This is a genomic window from Methylosinus sp. sav-2 (genome assembly GCF_004366495.1).
Taxonomy (GTDB): domain Bacteria; phylum Pseudomonadota; class Alphaproteobacteria; order Rhizobiales; family Beijerinckiaceae; genus Methylosinus.
The window spans coordinates 1,085,057-1,103,535 of sequence record NZ_SOEJ01000001.1; the positions used below are offsets into that span (position 1 = coordinate 1,085,057).

The 18,479-nt window shown below is 66.8% G+C and carries 18 protein-coding genes and 1 tRNA gene; 8 read left to right on the forward strand and 11 right to left on the reverse strand.

Going from position 1 to position 18,479, the window contains the following annotated elements; all coding sequences use genetic code 11:
- Window positions 1-4: 4 nt before the first annotated feature.
- Complete coding sequence (locus EDE12_RS05065) at window positions 5-535, reverse strand: hypothetical protein (protein WP_245275812.1); 531 nt, start codon at window positions 533-535, stop codon at window positions 5-7.
- A 172-nt stretch (window positions 536-707) separates the two neighbouring features.
- Between EDE12_RS05065 and EDE12_RS05070 the strand changes: the two genes are divergently transcribed.
- Entirely contained in the window at window positions 708-1,046 is a 339-nt protein-coding gene (locus EDE12_RS05070; protein ID WP_024881219.1) for a hypothetical protein, read from the forward strand.
- Between the two features lie 245 nt (window positions 1,047-1,291).
- Here EDE12_RS05070 and EDE12_RS05080 read toward each other — a convergent pair whose 3' ends face one another.
- The 3 genes from EDE12_RS05080 to EDE12_RS05090 form a co-directional block, all read right to left on the reverse strand.
- On the reverse strand, window positions 1,292-2,659 hold the full coding sequence (locus tag EDE12_RS05080; RefSeq protein WP_024881218.1) for a 4Fe-4S dicluster domain-containing protein: 1,368 nt from the start codon (window positions 2,657-2,659) through the stop codon (window positions 1,292-1,294).
- Between the two features lie 43 nt (window positions 2,660-2,702).
- Window positions 2,703-3,554 carry a class I SAM-dependent methyltransferase gene (locus EDE12_RS05085; RefSeq protein WP_024881217.1) on the reverse strand — a complete coding sequence of 284 codons (852 nt, stop codon included), beginning with the start codon at window positions 3,552-3,554 and terminating at the stop codon, window positions 2,703-2,705.
- Between the two features lie 92 nt (window positions 3,555-3,646).
- Window positions 3,647-4,453 (reverse strand): class I SAM-dependent methyltransferase, encoded by an 807-nt coding sequence (locus EDE12_RS05090; protein ID WP_026599478.1) that lies wholly within the window; start codon window positions 4,451-4,453, stop codon window positions 3,647-3,649.
- Between the two features lie 168 nt (window positions 4,454-4,621).
- On the opposite strand from EDE12_RS05090, the gene EDE12_RS05095 reads away from it, so the two are divergent.
- Window positions 4,622-5,308 carry a sulfate transporter family protein gene (locus EDE12_RS05095; protein ID WP_024881215.1) on the forward strand — a complete coding sequence of 229 codons (687 nt, stop codon included), beginning with the start codon at window positions 4,622-4,624 and terminating at the stop codon, window positions 5,306-5,308.
- Window positions 5,309-5,330: 22 nt separating this feature from the next.
- Here the strand turns inward: EDE12_RS05095 and EDE12_RS05100 are convergent, their stop codons facing one another.
- Window positions 5,331-6,335, reverse strand: coding sequence for a complex I NDUFA9 subunit family protein (locus EDE12_RS05100; protein ID WP_024881214.1), 1,005 nt, complete (start codon window positions 6,333-6,335; stop codon window positions 5,331-5,333).
- A 166-nt stretch (window positions 6,336-6,501) separates the two neighbouring features.
- Here EDE12_RS05100 and EDE12_RS05105 point away from each other — a divergent pair.
- The 5 genes from EDE12_RS05105 to queF all read left to right on the forward strand — a co-directional run bounded on the left by EDE12_RS05105 (window position 6,502) and on the right by queF (window position 11,217).
- A tRNA-Leu gene (locus EDE12_RS05105) sits at window positions 6,502-6,586 on the forward strand.
- A gap of 182 nt (window positions 6,587-6,768) precedes the next feature.
- Complete coding sequence (locus tag EDE12_RS05110) at window positions 6,769-8,676, forward strand: hypothetical protein (RefSeq protein WP_026599477.1); 1,908 nt, start codon at window positions 6,769-6,771, stop codon at window positions 8,674-8,676.
- A 119-nt stretch (window positions 8,677-8,795) separates the two neighbouring features.
- Entirely contained in the window at window positions 8,796-9,374 is a 579-nt protein-coding gene (locus EDE12_RS05115) for a DUF2939 domain-containing protein (RefSeq protein WP_051592568.1), read from the forward strand.
- On the forward strand, window positions 9,371-10,723 hold the full coding sequence (locus tag EDE12_RS05120; protein ID WP_245275811.1) for a peptide MFS transporter: 1,353 nt from the start codon (window positions 9,371-9,373) through the stop codon (window positions 10,721-10,723). The genes EDE12_RS05115 and EDE12_RS05120 overlap by 4 nt, the downstream gene beginning before the upstream one ends.
- A 32-nt stretch (window positions 10,724-10,755) precedes the next feature.
- On the forward strand, window positions 10,756-11,217 hold the full coding sequence (queF, locus tag EDE12_RS05125; protein WP_024881210.1) for a preQ(1) synthase: 462 nt from the start codon (window positions 10,756-10,758) through the stop codon (window positions 11,215-11,217).
- A 115-nt stretch (window positions 11,218-11,332) separates the two neighbouring features.
- Here queF and kdsA read toward each other — a convergent pair whose 3' ends face one another.
- Together kdsA and EDE12_RS05135 are read right to left on the reverse strand one after the other, a co-directional pair.
- Window positions 11,333-12,190 carry a 3-deoxy-8-phosphooctulonate synthase gene (gene kdsA, locus EDE12_RS05130; RefSeq protein WP_024881209.1) on the reverse strand — a complete coding sequence of 286 codons (858 nt, stop codon included), beginning with the start codon at window positions 12,188-12,190 and terminating at the stop codon, window positions 11,333-11,335.
- 32 nt (window positions 12,191-12,222) lie between these two features.
- Window positions 12,223-13,122 (reverse strand): SDR family oxidoreductase, encoded by a 900-nt coding sequence (locus EDE12_RS05135; protein WP_026599475.1) that lies wholly within the window; start codon window positions 13,120-13,122, stop codon window positions 12,223-12,225.
- A 110-nt stretch (window positions 13,123-13,232) separates the two neighbouring features.
- Here EDE12_RS05135 and EDE12_RS05140 point away from each other — a divergent pair, with 110 nt between their 5' ends.
- Window positions 13,233-13,649, forward strand: coding sequence for a helix-turn-helix domain-containing protein (locus EDE12_RS05140; RefSeq protein ID WP_198029903.1), 417 nt, complete (start codon window positions 13,233-13,235; stop codon window positions 13,647-13,649).
- A gap of 12 nt (window positions 13,650-13,661) precedes the next feature.
- Here EDE12_RS05140 and EDE12_RS05145 read toward each other — a convergent pair whose 3' ends face one another.
- Genes EDE12_RS05145 through EDE12_RS05160 form a run of 4 tightly spaced genes read right to left on the reverse strand, consistent with a single transcriptional unit; the run spans window position 13,662 to window position 18,427 of the window.
- Window positions 13,662-14,969: an HlyC/CorC family transporter gene (locus tag EDE12_RS05145; protein WP_026599473.1), complete on the reverse strand. Its 1,308-nt coding sequence runs from the start codon at window positions 14,967-14,969 to the stop codon at window positions 13,662-13,664.
- A gap of 4 nt (window positions 14,970-14,973) precedes the next feature.
- The gene (aroB, locus tag EDE12_RS05150) at window positions 14,974-16,767 is read right to left on the reverse strand and encodes a 3-dehydroquinate synthase (RefSeq protein ID WP_084768585.1); all 1,794 of its coding nucleotides are present in this window, start codon (window positions 16,765-16,767) and stop codon (window positions 14,974-14,976) included.
- A 47-nt stretch (window positions 16,768-16,814) separates the two neighbouring features.
- A complete protein-coding gene (locus tag EDE12_RS05155; protein WP_026599471.1) occupies window positions 16,815-17,525 on the reverse strand; it encodes an NUDIX hydrolase in 711 nt (236 codons plus the stop codon).
- A complete protein-coding gene (locus EDE12_RS05160; RefSeq protein ID WP_026599470.1) occupies window positions 17,522-18,427 on the reverse strand; it encodes a PhzF family phenazine biosynthesis protein in 906 nt (301 codons plus the stop codon). Before EDE12_RS05160 ends, EDE12_RS05155 begins: the two co-directional genes overlap by 4 nt.
- Window positions 18,428-18,479 lie beyond the last annotated feature (52 nt).

Consider the following 18,479-nt stretch of genomic DNA (forward strand, 5'->3'; position numbering starts at 1 on the left):
TAAATCAGTCCTTTATCTCGGTCTGAATGGTGTAGATGTCGTAGGGCGGCGTCGCCTCGCCATTGGCGTAGGGCTCGGCCTCGCCGACCGCGCCGTCGGGCGCGACCGAGCGGCGGACGATGCCGGTGATCGGCCCTCCATAGACCTGGATCGTGATCGAAACCTCCTCGGCCAGCGTATTGGCGAGGGCGGCGGAGGGGCCGGTCTTGGAGAGTCGCGCTTCGACCGCGCCTTTCTCCAGCGTGCGCGCTTCTTCCGTCCCGCCGGGTGGGCGCCGCGACACTGCGCCGCGCAAGACGCCGGCGATCTCCCAGACCCCTGGCTGCTCCAGCGACAGGCCGGCGCCGCCGGCGAGCACGGAGGCGACGACGGCAAAGCGTTCCTCGCCGTCGCTATAGAGCTGGAATTGCCGCCCGCGCCCGGGCAAAGCGTCGGCGAAAACCGCCGGCAGGCAATCGTCGCTGGCGACGAGGCGGGTCATGAGATCGCGGCCGATGAGAAGAATCTCCCGCTCGCTGTCGGCGAGCTCGACCATCGACTGAATATCCCAGATGAATCGTTTCAGCGCCGGCGGAACCGGCCCTCTCTCGGTCGCGTTTGTGGTCATACGTTCAAAAATGCAAGCGTCGCGCCATTGCCGTCCGGCGAGACTGGCGCCGCAATTGATGGAGCGTCTCTCGCGGGAACTGCGGAGACGGAGCGGGGCGGTGATAAAGGACTACATCCCGGAGCTGAGCGAGGTGCGCATGGTGCGTCGCGCGCCGGAGCGGCCTTTCGCGCTCAATGGCGCCGACGCCCGCTATATCGAAGCCTGCCTGCGCGATTTCGAGGCGGCTTTCGGACTCGACGCTTATCCGGGCGTTCCCTTCGAGCAAATTCCGGGGCGCGCGCTGATCGGCGACCTGATCGATTGGTGGCGCGGCATGGATCCCGAGGGCGAGGCGCAGCAGAACGCGCATTCCCGTCTGCCGGGCGCGATCCGCCTGCTCGACACCGTGTCGGCGCTGATGGAGGAGCTGTCCCAGCGTCGGGCCGGGGAGAGCTGAGCACGCGGCGTTCAATTCTGTCGGTTAGCGGACAATTCTGGACGATTGCGCGCGAGGCGAGCCTTTTCTCCCGGCGCGCGCTCCACCCTCCCCTTCAGGGGGAGGGTCGGCCGGCGATAGCCGGACGGGGTGGGGTTCAACGGCAAAGACTCGGGCGGTCACCCCCTCCCGCTCGCCTTCGGCGATCGACCTCCCCCCTCGAGGGGGAGGTGCGAGTGGCCCTTTCTGCTCAGGCTTCTGCAGCTCTATTCCGCGGCCTGCGGCGCCGGCTCTAGCGCGTCGCGCAACAGCAGCGCGATATGGCGCGCCTGGCGGCCGCTGCCATGCTCGATCTGGTGGCGGCACGAAAAACCATTGGCGATCAGCGGCGCGTCGGGCGCGGCGTCGCGCATCGCCGGCAGCAACGACAGTTCCGCCATTTTCATCGAGGTCTCGTAATGCTCGGCCTCGAGACCGAAGCTGCCGGCCATGCCGCAGCAGCTCGTCTCGACAATGTCGAAGGTAAAGCCCGGAATCCAGCCGAGCACTTTCTTGGTCGCCTTCATCACGCCGAAGGCCTTCTGATGGCAATGGCCATGCACGACCGCCTTGGGCAGATCGAGCGGCTTCAGCGAAAGGCGCAGGCCTTTGTTCTGATATTCGCGGGCCAGAAACTCCTCGAGCAGAAAGAGCTGCTTGCCGAGATCGCCGACCTCCGGCCCGAGGCCGAGACTGTAGAGCTCGTCGCGCAGCGATAGCAGGCAGGAGGGCTCGAGGCCGATGATCGGCGTTTTGGCGGCGATCTCGTCGCGGAAGGCGGCAAGCACGCGCTCCGCCTCGCCGCGGGCCTTTTTCACCATTCCCGTGGTGAGGTACGTGCGGCCGCAGCACAGCGGACGGTCCGGCTCGGCATCGGTCGGCGCCGGCTTGGCGATGCGCACGCTATAGCCGGCGTGCTCCAGCACCTCGACGGCGGCCTCGGCCACATGCGGATCGAAGTGATGGCAGAACGTATCGACGAAGAGGATCACCTCGCCGCGCGCGCCGACGCCGGCCGCGGGGGCGGAGCGGGCGAAAGCCTCGGGGGCCGGTTCGGGAAGGGGACGGCGGGCGGTGACGCCGATCCATTTTTCCGCGAGCTTGGAGAGAAGGCGCGAGCGATTGCGCAGGCGAATGGCGAAGCGCAGGAGAGCGCGATGGCGACCCGTCCATTCCGGCACGCCGCCGAACAGGCGCAGGCGCTTCGGCACGCCGACGATCTCATGACGCTGGGCGAGATATTCGGTCTTGATCAGCGTCATATCGACGGCGCTGGGACATTCCTTCTTGCAGGCCTTGCAGGAGACGCAGAGGTCCATCGCCTCGTCGAGGCGCGGATCGGCGAAAGCGCGCTCATCCGTGCCGTCATTGAGCGCGGCCTTGAAGGCGGCGACGCGCGCCTCGGTGGAATGCTTGACCTCGCCGGTGACGCGATAGCTCGGGCACATGACGCCCTTGGCGGTCTTCTGGCAGTCGCGGCTGTGCATGCAGACCGCAACCGCCTTGGCGTAATTGCCGCCCGTCGCCGGAATGCCGGAATAGGCGTCGCCTATTCCGTAAGTGTCGTAAGCCGACCAGTCGAGAAATGTCTTCATGCCGCCCGTGTCCTCGGGCGGCATGTGAGCAATATTCGCGCCGTCAGACGGCGGCGTGGGCTTCCTCGGCCGGGACCGCGGCCTGCGCTTCGGCGGCCTGCTCTTGCGGCTGCTCCTGCGCCGCGGGCTTGCGGCCATAGGTGATGATCCAGAGGCTGGCGCGGACCTGCTCTATCGCCTCATAGCCGGCGCGCTTGAAATAGGTCTCGAGCTCCTGCGGCGTCGAGGTCTTGCTGATCTGCGCCGGCCGCTCGAAGGGCGGCACCGCGCAATGCTCCTCGAAGAATTTCCAGCCGAGATCGGAGGTGATGTCCACATTGTCGACGAGCATGCGTCCGCCCGGCCGCAGAATGCGGAAGCCTTCCTTGATGTAATTATAGCGATCCCATTCCTCGAGATGCATGAAGACGACCGTGCTGTAGACGACGTCGACGGAAGCATCCGGCACGGCGGAGAGATCGAAGCCGCTGGTCGCCACCGTGCGCACATTGTCGAAAGCGGCGAGACGCTGGCGAATATGGCCGAGCATGTTCTCGGCGACATCGGCGCCGATCCATTCCTTGCAGATCGGCGCGAGCGCGGCGCCGACGCGGCCGACGCCGGCGCCGATCTCCAGCACCACATCGTCCGGGCCGATGCCGACATAGGACTGCAGCATGTCGCGCGTGCCTTCGCCCATCTGGCGATAGAGGTCTTCGTCGATATAGCCGGAGACGGCCATTTTCGCGTCATTCTCGGAGACCGAGACGGCGTTCCAAATGTTCTTGTATTGGCTGCGGTTGAGCTTGACGTGCTCCACGGGGATGGGGTCGTTCTTCAGCCCGACCAGCGAACGAAGCGCGCGCACGATGCGGCGGCCGATGGGGAGCTTCTTGGCGTTGTCCTGACTGCTCATGCCATTCCTCTGTGAAGAGGCGCCCGCTCGCCGCGCGCGCCTTCGAATCTATCCGCGGCGCGATGGAAGCACCGCCGCGCCGCGCCGCGTCGTCAGCCGACCGAAGCGCTCCGTCTGGCGAAAACGGAAAATGTCGGCAGGACATTGCCCGCCGTCCCGATAATGTCGTTCAGCACGGTGACGTCGTCATAGCCGAGCGCCGCGAGCACGGCGAGTATGTCGTCCCTGTGCATCCAATTGGGAAAATCCATCGCGCCGCCGCAAAAGGCGACGCTGCGATCCCCATAGCCGCGCGCATAGAGGCGCACGTCCAGATTTTCGAACTTCTGCGTGAATGTGTGAGGAAGCTGGTCGTCGTCGACCATGACCGTCCACAGATAGATGGCGTCGGCGCGCTCGGACAGGGCGCGCAGCAGCCGCAGCGGCTCGCGCATGTGATAGAGCACGCCGCTCGCCACGACGAGATCATAGCGCGGGCCGGCCTGCTCGAGCCATTGCACGAAATCGCCCAGATAGAAGCGCGTGTCGGGAAAATCGAGGACTTCCCGCGTCACCAGACATTTCAGAAAGGCGAGTCGGTTGGCTTCCACCGCGTCGATATGGGCGCCGGCCTTCGCCAGCATATAGGTGTGAGCCCCCTCCAGCGGACCGAGCTCCAGCACGCGGCGTCCTGTAAGATCGCCATAGCGCTCGATGCACCAGGTGATGCGCGGATCGTCGAAGGCCGGCAGCCGTCCGGCCGTAAGCCCCAATTCGACGGGAAAATGGCAGTTCCAGCCCGGAATGGCGTCGATGGCGTTTTGGTGCGACGGCGCGCGGGTCTCATCGCCGGAAAACAGGCTGGCGACCGCGACTTCCTCGGAGCGGGTGCGCCGTCTGAACCAATTTCGTCCTATCAATGCGAAAACCTCGCCTTTCGAATCCGGGCCGCGGCGCAGCCCCTAGCACAAATTCTGCGGCCGCGCCTGCCCCTGCTGGCGGTTGTCTCGGGCGGGGCGGTCTCGGCCCGGCTTGCGCCTGCGCCCGGCGCCCCCCATCTTGTCGGCGAATTCCGCCTCGGAGCCCTCATGCTGCAAGCCGCCCTGGACGCCGCCCGTCAAATCTTCTCGCCGCCCTTTCGCAATGTCCTGCTCAAAAGCCTCGGCCTGACTTTCGTCCTGCTGGCGCTGGCCTGGACCGGGCTGGACAAGGCCGCGCTGTCGTTTCTCACGGCCGACAACTATTGGTTGCGGACGATCGTCGGTTTCGCGACCGGCGCCGGGCTCGTCGTCGGCCTCGCTTTTCTCATCGCGCCGATCTCCATCCTCGTCGCGGGATTTTTCCTCGACGATCTCGCCGATGTGGTCGAGGAGGAGATCGACCCTCACGGGCCGCGCGGGCGTCCGCTGCCGGCCGGTCAGGCGATGGTGATGGCGCTGCGCTTCGCGCTGGTCTCTGCGGGCGTCAATCTCGTCGCGCTCTTGCTGCTGCTCGTGCCCGGCGTCAACGCCATCGTCTTCGTGCTGGCCAACGCCTATCTGTTCGGCCGGGAATATTTCGCCTTCGCCGCGACGCGCTATTGCTCGCTGGAGGAAGCCCGCGAGCTGACCCGTCGCCATGCGACGACCTTGTTCCTCGCGGGCCTGTTCATCGCCGGCTTCGTCGCCGTGCCGGGCCTCAATCTGTTCACGCCGCTGTTCGGCGTGGCCTTCATGGTGCGCCTGCACAGGCGGCTCGCCGCCCCTGCGGCCCGCGCTGAAGCGCGGGCGCGCTGAGGCTGGAGAGGCGTCGGGCGGCTCAGGCGAGCCGCTGCGCCTGATATTGGCCGGTCTTACGGTAGCGGTAGAGATAGCTGGGGACGATCGCCTCGATCGCCGTCGGCGTGATTCCGAGCCCTTGCAGCGTCAACCCGGTGGCCTTGGCGTCGGCGGAGACGACATTGTCGTGGCGCAGCAGCTCCACCTGATCGACGGTCGTCGTCAGCAGGCTGGGGAAGAGGCCGAGCGAAAGAGAATGCAGCGTCTGGGTGATGCGCGCGATGAGCGCCCCCGTCGCGAAGGAGAGCGGCCAGATCTTGACGTCGCGCTCGGCGACCTTCAGCGCATATTCGACCAGCGCGCGGAAGGTCTTCACCTCCGGGCCGCCGAGCTCATAGGTCGCGCCGGCCTGGGCGCGGCCGTCCACCGCCAGCGCGACGGCCTGCGCCACATCGCCGACATAGACGGGCTGGAAGCGCGTCGCCTCGCCGATGACCGGCTCGATCGGCAGATAGCGCGCCAGCGCGCCGAATCGGTTGAAGAATTCGTCCTCCGGGCCGAAGACGACGGACGGGCGCAAGATCATCGCGCTGGGGAAGGCGGCGCGAATTGCGGCCTCGCCCTCCGCCTTGGTGCGGGCGTAGACGGAATGGGAATTCTTGTCCGCGCCGATGGCGGAGACATGGACCAGATGCTTCACGCCCGCCGCGACGGCGGCCTCGGCGACGGCCTTGGCGCCCTGCGCGTGCAGGGTGGAGAATTTCTGCTTGCCGCCCTCGGCCAGCACGCCGACCAGATTGACGACCGCCTCGGCCCCGCGCACGGCGGCGGCGACGGAGGCCGGATTGCGCAGATTGGCCTGCACCGGGAAAATCTGCCCCACCTTGCCGAGAGGCTGCAGGAAAAAGGCGAGGTCCGGCCGCCGGCAGGCGACGCGCACGCGCCAGCCGTCCCGCGCCAGGGCCGCCACCACATGGCGCCCGATGAATCCCGACCCGCCGAACACCGTCACGATCCGCCCGGCATCCTTCACATCTGCGCTCATTCTTCGCCCCACGCCGCTTCGCTCGGAGCGCTCGAGAATATCGCTCCGTTTCGGGCGGATGCTCTAGCGCGATTTGGCCGGAAAGGGAATGCGCCGCACGAACGTGAACGAAGCGTCACGAGCGCCATTGACAAGCAGAGCGTCGTCCTCGTAAGAGAGCCGCGTTGCCCAGGTGGCGGAATTGGTAGACGCGCTGGTTTCAGGTACCAGTGGTGAAAGCCGTGGAGGTTCGAGTCCTCTCCTGGGCACCATCTCACTCTCGCAGAGTATCCACTTGCGCAGAGTGTCATGGAGCGCCGCTGAGCGGCAAATGAGCCTGAACTCCACCGTAGCGCATATTCAGAGACTGCGGCCGGGCGCGCGCGAAGCGACGGACGTCTCGGCACCGAAAGGCGAGCAGACTCGCCATCCACGAGCCGGGCCGAGGCCGAAAATGAAGAGAGCCCTTCTCGCAGGCGCGGCGACCATCGCGGGCGCCCTGTCGGCGCATGCGAGGGATCTCCGCCTCGAGGATTTCGGCGCGCCGAGCGCGATCGCGTCCATTTCCGCCTTTGGCGCGACCTGCGATGACGCGGCGCTCACAGCGGCTGCGGCGGCCGGGCGCACGATCATCATCGACAGAATGTGCGCGGTCTCGAACGACCTCGCTCTGTCCGGCATGATGATGTGGTTCGTCGAGCGCGGCGGAGGGTTTCGGGTCGCGAATCGGAAAGCGCTGACCTTTGCGGACGGGGCGACGGTCGTCGCCGGCCCGTACCAGATTTTCAGCGGCCCCGGCGCCGTCAGGGGGCTGGCTTTTCCCAAGCCGGAATGGTGGGGGGACGCCGATCAGGCGGCGTCGGTGCAGGCCGCGCATGACAGCGCGAAATTCGCCGCGCTCCACCGCGGCGTTCTGACGCCGCGGAACACGAAATATGGCGTCGATCTCGGCTGCGGATTTTATACATTCGCCCGTACGATCGCGCTTTCCCCGGTGACTTGGTTTCCGCTTCAATTCACCGGTTGCGCGGCGGCTCTCGGCGGCACGCGAATCATGGCCTCCGAGACATTCGAGGGCGACGCGCTCGTCGATCTCGTCGCGCCTTCGTCCGCCTCCGAGCAAAACGCGTCATTCGATGTCGGCCAATTCCAGCTCGTCAATAATTCCGCCTATTCGGTGACGAGTCTTCTGCGCATCGGCAAGGATGATGGGACGTCATTCAACCCCACGCAGCAGAACCGTATTCACGACATAGACTTCGAGAATTTCGTCAACGCCATAGAATGGCGCAATGGGCGCTTGATCGAATTTCGGCGCATCGGAATGTTCTCGACCGCGCCGCGCGCCTATTGTCTGAACATCGACCCGACGTCGAGCGCCGGCTCATTCGTCGGCGACGCTGATTTTTATCAAATGAACTGCACGCCTTGCCGCGGGACGATGGCGTCCTGCTCCACCGGCGGAAGCTATACGCGCAACATTTGGATCAAGGCCGATCACGCCGGAACGGGCGTCGCGGGCCTGCGCTTCCATGCGTGGATCGGATATTACTCCGCGAAGAATGTGGAGATAGCGGCTTCGAACGGCGCCGCGATCTCGGACATATGGATCGAGACCGGCTCTCAATTCGACGGCCACGGCGAGGAGGGCGGTCCCGTCAATGGCGGAATTGTCGAAGCGACGGCGACCGGGACGGGGTCGATCATTCAGAATATCAATATCGGCAATATTTATGCGCGCGCGTCCTCGCCCAAGCATATCGGCAGCGCCTTCACTTTCTCTGCCGACGCGGACGCAGCCGCCGGCGCGGGCGTGAATTCGATAAGCATGGAGGGGACATGGATCGCCAATGATTCGGCCGGCGGGGTACTCGCGCATAATGTCCGCGGGTTAAAAATAGACGCGATTTTCGCCTCGTCCGGGTTCGTCGGACAGACTGCTGTTCGGCTGGAAGGATCGACCTCGGATGTGACGATTCATCTCGACATGCAATATTGCCTCGCGCCGTATCTCTATGATCACGCCGTCGTGGCGCAGGACACGGTCAGCAATGTGAAGGTTTCGCCCTCCGCCGTCTCCGGCTGCGTCAGGACTCCTTCGTCCAATTCGTCGCGCGGGACGGGGATCGACCTTTCGGGGCTGTGGCCGCGCTCTTCGGCCGACGGCCCGTCCGAGGCGAAGGGACTGGCGATGCTGCTCGGCTCGACGGTCGGCTCTCTGCCCGGCTGCAATTCCAGCGCTCTCGGCCAAATCGCCTATGTGACCGACGCGAGCGCGGCCATATGGGGCGCGAGGGTCGCTGGCGGCGGCTCGACGAAGACGCTCGCTATCTGCAACGGAACGAATTGGGTGGCGCGATGAGCGGCCGCGCCGATCGAGAGTGAGGCCGCGCCGGAGGGGCTTGCAACCCGGCCCCGACGGGACGAGAAGCGGAGACCGTCCTGCGGCCCTGTTTCGGGGTGGCTTCCGGGGGAACGATCATGCGACGCGCCCTAATCGCCGTTTTCGCCCTTCTCGCTCTTACGCTTCTCTACGCCGGCTACGCCTTTCTCTCGCTGCGCCAGCTCGAGGCGGGCGTGAAAGCGGGCGACGCCGCGGCCATTTCCGATCATGTCGATTTCCCCGCCGTGCGGGCCTCGATCAAGGAGCAGCTTTCGGCGATCGTCATGTCCCGCGCGCTGGACGAGGCGGATAAGCATCGCAGCGCCGGGGCGCGGCTCGGCGCCGGACTGCTGGCGGCGATCGGCCCCGCTCTCATCGACACGGCGGTCGATCGCTTCGTCTCGCCCGCCGCCATCGGCGCTCTGCTGGCGCGCCGCGCGCCGGCGGCCGGCGGCGGTGGGAGCGAAGCCGGCGGACAAGAGCCGAAGGAGCTCGATCTGCGTCGCTTCGCGCATCGCTTCGAGCTTCTTTCGCCGACGCGGTTCCGGATCACCCATAAGGATGGCGTCGCCATCGTCTTCGTGCTCGCGGATTGGACGTGGAAAGTCGCCGATATTCGCATCCCGCCGGATATTTTGAAAAAGATCCTGCGGCCGGATGCGGGCGAGCGTCTGTGATCGGCTCTGCGCGAAGGGCCGAGCTGTTCGGCCATCCGCGCGGCCTCGCCTTTCTCTTCGCGACGGAAATGTGGGAGCGCTTCTCCTATTATGGAATGCGCGCCCTGCTCGTCCTCTATATGGTCGATCATCTGCTCGCGCCCGAGCGAGCGCAGAGCGTCATCGGCCTCGGCGCGCTGAAGCAGGGGCTCGAATTTCTGCTCGGCCCGCTGGCGCCGCAGCCCTTCGCCTCGCAAATCTACGGGCTCTACACCGGCTTCGTCTATCTGACGCCCATTCTCGGCGGATGGCTCGCCGATCGCTGGCTCGGGCGCCGCTACACGGTGATCCTCGGCGCGGCGCTGATGATGGCCGGCCATTTCATGATGGCGTCAGAAGGCCTGTTTCTGCTGGCGCTCGTCACGCTGGCGCTCGGCAATGGCGCCTTCAAGCCCAATATCGTCACGCAAGTCGGCGGGCTCTATGCGCCGAATGATCCGCGTCGCGACCGCGCCTTCTCGATCTTCTATGTCGGCATAAATGTCGGCGGCTTCTTCGCGCCGCTGGTGAGCGGAACGCTCGGGGAGACGCTTGGCTGGCATTATGGCTTCGTCAGCGCCGGAGTCGGCATGGCGATCGGCCTCGCGACCTATCTCGCGGGCCTGCCCAGCCTGCCCGTCGAGACCGCGCCGACGCGCATCGTCGACGAGCGCGCGGAATTGCGCAGCGATGGGCGCGCATTGCTCGGCCTGCTGCTGCTGGCGCCGCCGGCGATTCTCTTTTGGGCGGCCTATGAGCAGCAGGGCAACACCATCGCGCTGTGGGCGGAGCGCTTCACCGATCGCCATGTCGATCTTCTGTTCTGGCGTGGCGAAATTCCCGTCACCTGGTTTCAGGCCGTCAATCCGCTGATGATCTTCCTCTTCACGCCGCCGCTGGTGGCGCTATGGGCGCGGCTCGCGGCGGCGGGGCGGGAACCTTCGACCATCGTCAAGCTGTCACTCGGCTGCTTTTGCCTAGGCCTCTCCTATCTCATCCTCGCCTTCGCCGCGGAGACGCGCGGGGAGGGCCTATCGAGCTGGCTGTGGCTCGCGGCCTATTTCGCCCTGCTCACGCTCGGCGAATTATGCTTTTCGCCGATCACGCTCTCGCTGGTTTCGCGTCTCGCGCCGCCGCGCTCGCGCTCCATGGCCATGGGCGCCTGGTTCCTCACAATGTTCGCCGGCAATTTTCTCGGCGGCTGGCTCGGCGGCTTCTGGTCCAGCCTGTCGGCCGCGGGCTTTTTCGCGCTGATCGCCGGCGCGGCCGTGGCTGCGGGCGCGATGATCGAGCTGGCGCGGCGATGTCGCGCGGACCTCATTCCCGATTGACGCGCGCTCGCGTCGGGTTAAGAGCTTTCGGCATGACGAAGACGCATAAGGGCGCCGCGCTTCTCGGGCAGAAGGCGCCGCTGCCGCAATCGCCCGAAGAGGCCGAGCTCGACCTCGTCGCCAATCCGCATCCGGGCGAGACCTATCTCGTCCGTTTCGCTGCGCCGGAATTCACCTCGCTCTGCCCGGTGACCGGCCAGCCCGATTTCGCGCATATCGTCATCGATTATGCGCCGATGGAATGGCTCGTCGAATCGAAGTCGCTGAAGCTCTATCTCGGCAGTTATCGCAATCACGGCGCCTTCCATGAGGATTGCACCATCCGCATCGCCAAGGACCTCGTGGCGGCGATGACGCCGCGCTGGCTGCGCATCGGCGGCTATTGGTATCCGCGCGGCGGCATTCCGATCGACGTCTTCTGGCAGACGGGCGAGCCGCCCGCCGGCCTGTGGCTGCCCGACCAGGGCGTGCCGCCCTATCGCGGGCGGGGGTGAAAAACAGCACATGTCGCGCAATCTCGCCGTCATCGCGAGGAACGAAGCGACGAAGCGATCCAGGGGCCGCCCATGGCTCTGGATTGTTTCGCTTCGCTCGCAATGACGCGCGCGATTATGACGCGAGCGCCTTCGCCAGCCGATCGAAGGAGAGAAGCGCCTCGATCAGCGCCGGCAGATCGCGCAGCGCGATCATGTTCGGTCCGTCGGAGACAGCGCTTTCTGGATCGGGATGCGTCTCGATGAAGAGGCCGGCGACGCCCACCGCCACAGCCGCGCGCGCCAGCACGGGGACGAAGCGCCGCTCACCACCGGATGCCGCGCCGAGACCGCCCGGCTGCTGCACGGAATGTGTGGCGTCGAAAATGACCGGAACGCCGGTCGTCTCGGCGAGAATGGGGAGCGCGCGCATATCGGAGACGAGGGTGTTATAGCCGAAGCTGGTTCCGCGCTCGGTCGCCAGCGCGCCGGCGGCGCCCTCGGCGCGCAGCTTGTCGATCGCGTGGCGCATGTCCCAGGGCGCGAGAAACTGGCCCTTCTTCACATTGACGACGCGCCCCGTGCGCGCCGCCGCCGCCAGAAGGTCGGTCTGCCGGCAGAGGAAGGCGGGGATTTGCAGAATATCCGCAACCTCTGCGACAGGCGCGCATTGCGTCGTCTCATGCACGTCGGTGAGGATGGGAAGGCCGAAGCGCTCCTTGATCTCGGCGAAGATCGGCAGAGAGGCGGCAAGGCCGAGGCCGCGTCCCGCGGAGCCGGAGCTGCGATTGGCCTTGTCGAAAGAGGCTTTGAAGACCACGCCAATGCTCAGCCGCTCGGCGAGCTCGGCCAGCGCCTGTGCGATTTCGAGGCCCTGCGCGCGGCTCTCCAGCGCGCAGGGGCCGGCGATGAGGGCGAGCGGCAGATGATCGCCGAAGGCGACGCGGCGAGAAGAGCCGACCGTGACCGTGGAGAAATCCGCCGCTTTGTTCATCCGAGAAGCTTATCACCGATCACGACGAGGCGTCATTTGTGGGCGGCGGCGAGAGGCGCCCATGTCTGCGCGATGGTGACGGCGTAGGGCGTCGTCGGCCGGCCGATCAGCGCGCTGAGCTGGAGGCCATTGTCGAACAGCGCGCCTTTCGCCGCGCCTGCGTCGGAATCGGCCAGCATAGCGGCGAATGCGCCCGGCAGGCCGGCGCCGACGAGAGCGCCGGCGAAATCGGCTTCGGGCAGGTTCTGATAGGCGATCTTTCGTCCCGAGACATCGCTGATCGCGGCCGCGAATTCGCCGAGCGTATAGGCCTCGTCTCCGGCCAGCTCATAGATGCGGCCGGCCTGATCCGCGCCCGTCAGCACGGCGGCCGCGGCCTCGGCGTAATCGGCGCGCGCGGCGGAGGCGATCCGGCCCTCGCCGGCGGCGCCGATGAAGACCCCATGCGCCAGCGCCGGGGCGATGGAGGCGGCGTAATTTTCCGTATACCAGCCGTTGCGCAGCAACGCGAAAGGCGTTCCCGAGGCGCGCAGGAGCGCTTCCGTCTCGCGATGCTCCTGCGCCAGCGCCAGCGGCGAAACATCGGCGCGCAGCAGGCTCGTATAGGCGAGGAGGCCGACGCCGGCCCGCGTCGCCGCCTCGATGACATTGCGGTGCTGCGCCGTTCGCTGGCCCACCTCGCTCGAGGAGATCAGCAGCAGCCGTTCCACGCCCGCGAAGGCCGGGGTCAGCGTCTCCGGGCGGGAATAATCGGCGATGCGCAGCTCCACGCCGAGGGCGGCGAGATCGCGGGCGGCGTCGCTGTCGGTCCGGCGCACGCCGGCGACGATGCGCGTCGCCGGAACGCTTCGCAGCAGCGCGCCAATGACGAGCCGGCCGAGCTGGCCGGTCGCGCCGGTGACGAAAATGCGCGGGTGAGCGGAGGAGGTCATGGCGGCGTTCCTTTCGGTCTCATTTCTGATATAAGGTCTCTAGACGAGACTATGGAGCCCGTGAAGGAGGCAGTTTTTTGGGACAAGGCGACGCCGAGGGAACCGTCTCGATGACTGCGCGGGAGGAGCTCGCGCGCAAATTCGACGAATGGCGAGAGTTGGCGCTGGATGCGAGCCGCTGTCCGGTGCGCGATGTGCTGGATCGCGTCGGCGACAAATGGACGACGCTGATTTTGATCGCGCTGGCCGCCGGGCCGCAGCGCTTCGGCGCGCTCAACCGCGCGACGCCGGATATTTCCAAGCGCATGCTGACGCAGACGCTGCGCACGCTGGAGCGGGACGGGCTGGTCGCGCGCAGAGTCTATCCGACCAAGCCGCCGAGCGTGGATTATCGGCTGACGCCGCTCGGCGTCGCCATGATGGAGCCGCTGGCCGCGCTCATTCGGTGGGCGGAGCAGAGCCATCCGGCGATTGTCGCGGCGCGGCGGCGCTTCGACGAAGGGCCTGCCGAAGAGAGCGCGGCGTGAGCCGGGCGCGCGTCAGTCCGGCTCCTTGGCCTCGGCGGGCGTCACTTTCAGCACGGTGATGCGATTGCGCATCTTGCGCAGCACCTCGAAGCGGAAATCGTGGAAGTTGAACACCTGCCCCGCCTCCGGAATGGCCGCCGCTTCATGGATGACGAGGCCGGCGATCGTCGTCGCCTCCTCGTCGGGGAGGCTCCACTCCATCACGCGATTGAGATCGCGCACCGGCACGGCGCCGTCGACCAGCACGGAGCCGTCCTCCTGCGGGCGAACGCCCTGCATGGCGAGATCATGCTCGTCGCGAATATCGCCGACGATCTCCTCCAATATGTCCTCGAGCGTGACGAGGCCCATCACCTCGCCATATTCGTCGACGACGAGCGCGAAATGCGTCTTGCGCTTGAGGAAGGCCTCGAGCTGATCCTCGAGCGTCGTCGATTCCGGGACGAACCAGGGCTCGAGCGCGACATCGTCTATGCTGAGCTTGGAAAAATCCGCTCCCGCCGCATCGAGCGCGCGCAGCAAATCCTTGGAGTGGATGACGCCGATGAAATTATCGGGCCGGTCGCGCCACAAGGGCATGCGCGTGAAGGGCGAGGCGAGAACCTCGCGCACGATCTGCTCGGGCGGCAGATCGGCGTCTATGGTGCGCATTTTGGTGCGATGGATCATCACATCGGCGACATGCAGCACCTGAAGATCGAGCACGCCGCCGAACATGTCGCGCCAATTGCGCTCGACGGTTCCTTCCTCATGCATGATGTCGACGGCGCTCTTCAACTCGTCATAGGGCGAGAGCAGCGTGCGGCCATGGCCGATCTCGACGCCGGCGAGCTTCAGCACGCCGCGCACGAAGGCCTCCACCGCAAAGAGCAGCGGGCCGAAGACGGCGACGAACACGCTGATGATGCGGGCGACGCGCAGCGACAGCCGGTCGGGATGGTTGATCGCCACCGTCTTGGGCAGGACTTCGGCGAAGACCAGCAGCAGCACCGTCATGATGATGGTGGCGTAGACGGCGCCGCTCTCGCCAGTGAGATAGACGAGCACGCTGGTGGTGAAGGCCGAGCCGCCGATATTGACCAGAGTGGAGCCGAGCAGCAGCGCCGCGATCATGCGATTGCGCTGGCGCAGCAGGCGATTGACCACCACCGCGCGGCGATCGCCCTCCTTCTCCAGCGAGTGCATATGCGCATGGGAGGCGGCGGTCAGCGCCGTCTCGGAGGCGGAGAAGAAGGCCGAGAGAAGCACGCACAGCAAAACCACCAGGGACGCGACCCAGATGTCGACATTCTCGAGGCCAGCCTCCGCTCCGCCATGCATAGGGCTACTCGCGCGCGATTTCGTCTTTGAGGAAGCTGCGCAGCTGATCCACGTCTATGCCCTTGGCGACGAAGGAGCGTCCGATGCCGCGCGCCAGAATGAAGGTGAGCGCGCCTTTCTCGACTTTCTTGTCCTGGAACATGGCGTCGAGCATGGCGTCGGCGTCGTCGCGCCAGCCGGAAATGTCGCGAATGCGAGTCGGCAGGCCGACGCGGGTGAGATGGCGGCCGACCCGCTCGGCGTCCTGCAGGCTGCACAGGCCGAGCCGCGCCGAGAAGCGGAAGGCGCAGACGAGGCCGATGGCGACGCCTTCGCCATGGACGAGGCGCTCGCCGTCGTAACGCACGAGCCGCTCCAGCGCATGGCCGAAAGTATGGCCGAGATTGAGCAGAGCGCGATCGCCCTGCTCGGTCTCGTCGCGAGCGACGATCTTGGCCTTGGAGCGGCAGCTCACCGAAATCGCCTCGACGCGCGCGGCGCGGTCGGCGAAGACGGCGGAGGCGTTGTTCTCCAGCCATTCGAAGAAGAAGGCGTCGTCGATGAGGCCGTATTTGACGACCTCGGCGTAGCCGGCGCGGAACTCGCGCAGCGGCAGCGTCGCCAGAGCGTCGACATCGGCCAGCACTAGCGAGGGCTGATAGAAGGCGCCGACGAGATTCTTGCCCTGCGGCGTGTTGATGCCGGTCTTGCCGCCGACGGAAGAGTCGACCTGCGCCAGCAGAGTCGTCGGCACTTGCACGAAGCGCGAGCCGCGCCGCACGCTCGCCGCCGCGAAGCCGGCGAGATCGCCGACCACGCCGCCGCCGAGCGCCAGCACCACATCGCCGCGCTCGATGCGGGCCTCCAAAATCTCCTCGCAGACGCGCTGGAAGACGGGGAAGGATTTGGAGGCTTCGCCCGGCTCGACGATGATCGAGGCGGTGCGTATACCGGCTTTCTCCAGGCTGTGGCGCAGCACGGGGAGCTGCAGCCGCGCGACATTGGCGTCGGTGACGACGGCGCAGGCGGCGCCCGGCGCGATGCGCGCGAGATGCTCGCCCGCCTGCTCGAGCAGCCCGGCGCCGATGATGATGTCATAGGCGCGGTCGCCGAGCCCCACTTCGACAGTCTGCGGCTCGACGGGGGCGGGCGGCGTGCGTGACGTCATGAATCTGTCGAATCCTCGTGTGGTCGCGCTCTCCGGCGCGCCATGCGCAAAGGCCAGCAGCGCGGCGATGGTCTCCTCGACCATCACCTCATGCGCCACATCGCGGGAGAGCACGGCGATGTCGGCCTGGCGGTAGACCGGATAGCGCTCGTCCATCAGCCGGCGCAGCACGGCGGCGGGATCGCTCGTCTGCAGCAGCGGCCGGTCGCCCTTGCGGCGCACGCGGCGCAGCAGCACGTCATGGGCGGCGTCGAACCACAACGAGACGCCGCGCTCCTTCACCCGCAGGCGGGTGGTCTCGTCCATGAAGGCGCCGCCGCCGGTCGCCAGCACGCAGGGCTCGCCGGCCAGCAGGCGGGCGATGACGCGGCGCTCGCAATCGCGGAAATGCGCTTCGCCATATTTGGCGAAAATATCGGGGATCGACATGCCGGCCGCGGCGGCGACGATCTCGGCGTCGGCGTCCTTGAAGGGCAGGCCGAGGCGCTGGGCCAGGCGCTGGCCGATGGAGGTCTTGCCGGAGCCCATCATGCCGACGAGCACGAGCGAGCGGCCGAGCAGAGCGCCGCGAATGGCGCGCGCGCAGTCCTCGGGCGGAGTCTGTCCGCCCGGCCGCGCCACATGGCCGCCGATCGCTTGCACTTTGCTCATGACGTACAATCTACACCGCGCCGCAAGGAAATTCAGCCCCCATTTGCTCATGTGGGCAGCAGCGGCTCGAGAAACCGGCGGATGAAGTGAAGCATTCGCGGCTCGGCGAGGTCGGCGCGCCGCGCAGCCATGCGCACGCCGGCCAGCTCCGGCTTGTTTTGCGCGGCGATAAAGGCGGTCACGCGCTCTTCCAGCGCGGCGGCGGAGAGCGGCGATTGCGCGATTCGCATGCAGGCGACGCGCGGCCCGGCGAAGACGATGGTCCAGCCGGGCGAAAGCCGCACCTCTTGCGCCGCAATGCCGGTCTCCTCCTCCAGCTCGCGCAGCAGATTGGCCTCGAGATCGACGATCCCGTCGCGCAGATCGCTCGGGTCCGGCGTGCCGGCGGGGAAATAGATCGCCCCGGCGGCGGAATGATCCGCCCCCATCTCGCCGAGCAGAAAGGCGCCGTCCGACGAGCGCAGCGCCGGCATGGAGAAGCAATTATGGACGCCGCCGCCCGGAAAGCCGAAGTCCCGCCAGGCGAGGAAGCGCGAGAAGCGCGTCGTGAAGAATCTGACGCCGAGCGTCCCGTTCTCCCCGCGCGAGACTCCATGGGCGAGCAGCACAGGCCCATCATAGAGCGAGGGGACAGCGGCGCGGCGCGTGGCCCAATGGGCGTCGATCTCCGCGCCGCGCAGCCGATCGAAGGCCCAATCATGAGGCTCGAGCACGCAATGCAGGGCGGCGGCGCTGGCGATCTCGATCTCGCCGCTCATAACTCCAATTCTCCGCGTTGCATTTCCACCGCATGTCCCGCCACTGTGACCGCGACGAGACGGCCCGCCTCGATCCGCGAGCCGAGGATGATGCGGGAAGGGCGGCCCATGGCGTAGCCCTGCTCGATGACGAATTCGTGCTCGCCATCCTCCGGCGCCTCGAAGGCGTGAGCGACGCCGGCAAAGGCCGCGGCGGCCGAGCCGGTGGCCGGGTCCTCGCCTATGCCGACGCCATTGGCGAACATTCGCGCGCAGACCGCGCTCGCAGGCTCCACTGTCTCGCTCGTGTAGAGATAGGCGCCGACCGCCTCGCCCATGACGGCCGGAAAGAGCGCCGGGTCCGGCCGCGCGCGATCCAGCGCCGCGCGGGAGGAGAGCGGAACGAAGACGAACTCCACCCCGGCGGAGAAGCGCGAGGGGATGTGGCGGGCGAAGCCTATGTCCGCGGCCGAGAGGCCGAGCGCGCGGGCCAGAGGTTCGGCCTCCGGCGCCGGCGCTCCGGGGAGGGGCAGGCGCGGCGCGACGACGCGCGCGAGAATGGCGCGGGAGGCGTCCCTCACCACATCGCAGCGGACGAGCCCGATCTCCTCCTCGAGCGCGATGACGATTCCGTTGCGGTTCAGCATCTCCGGCGCGCGCTGCGTGGCGAGCAGGATCGCCGCGCCGATCGTCGGATGGCCGGCGAAGGGCAATTCGCGCAGCGGCGTGAAGATGCGCAGCCGCGCCGTATTGATGGAATCGCGCGGCTCCAGCACGAAGACGGTCTCACTCAGATTGAGCTCGCGGGCGATGGACTGCATCGTCGCAGCGTCGAGCCCGTCCGCGCCGAGCACGACGGCGAGCGGATTGCCGGCGAAACGATGCGTCGTGAAGACGTCGAGCGTGAAAAAGCGCAATCGCATGGGAAGGGCGGAGCCTCGGCTAGGGCCAGAAGGGGCGGCTCAGGATCTGGAC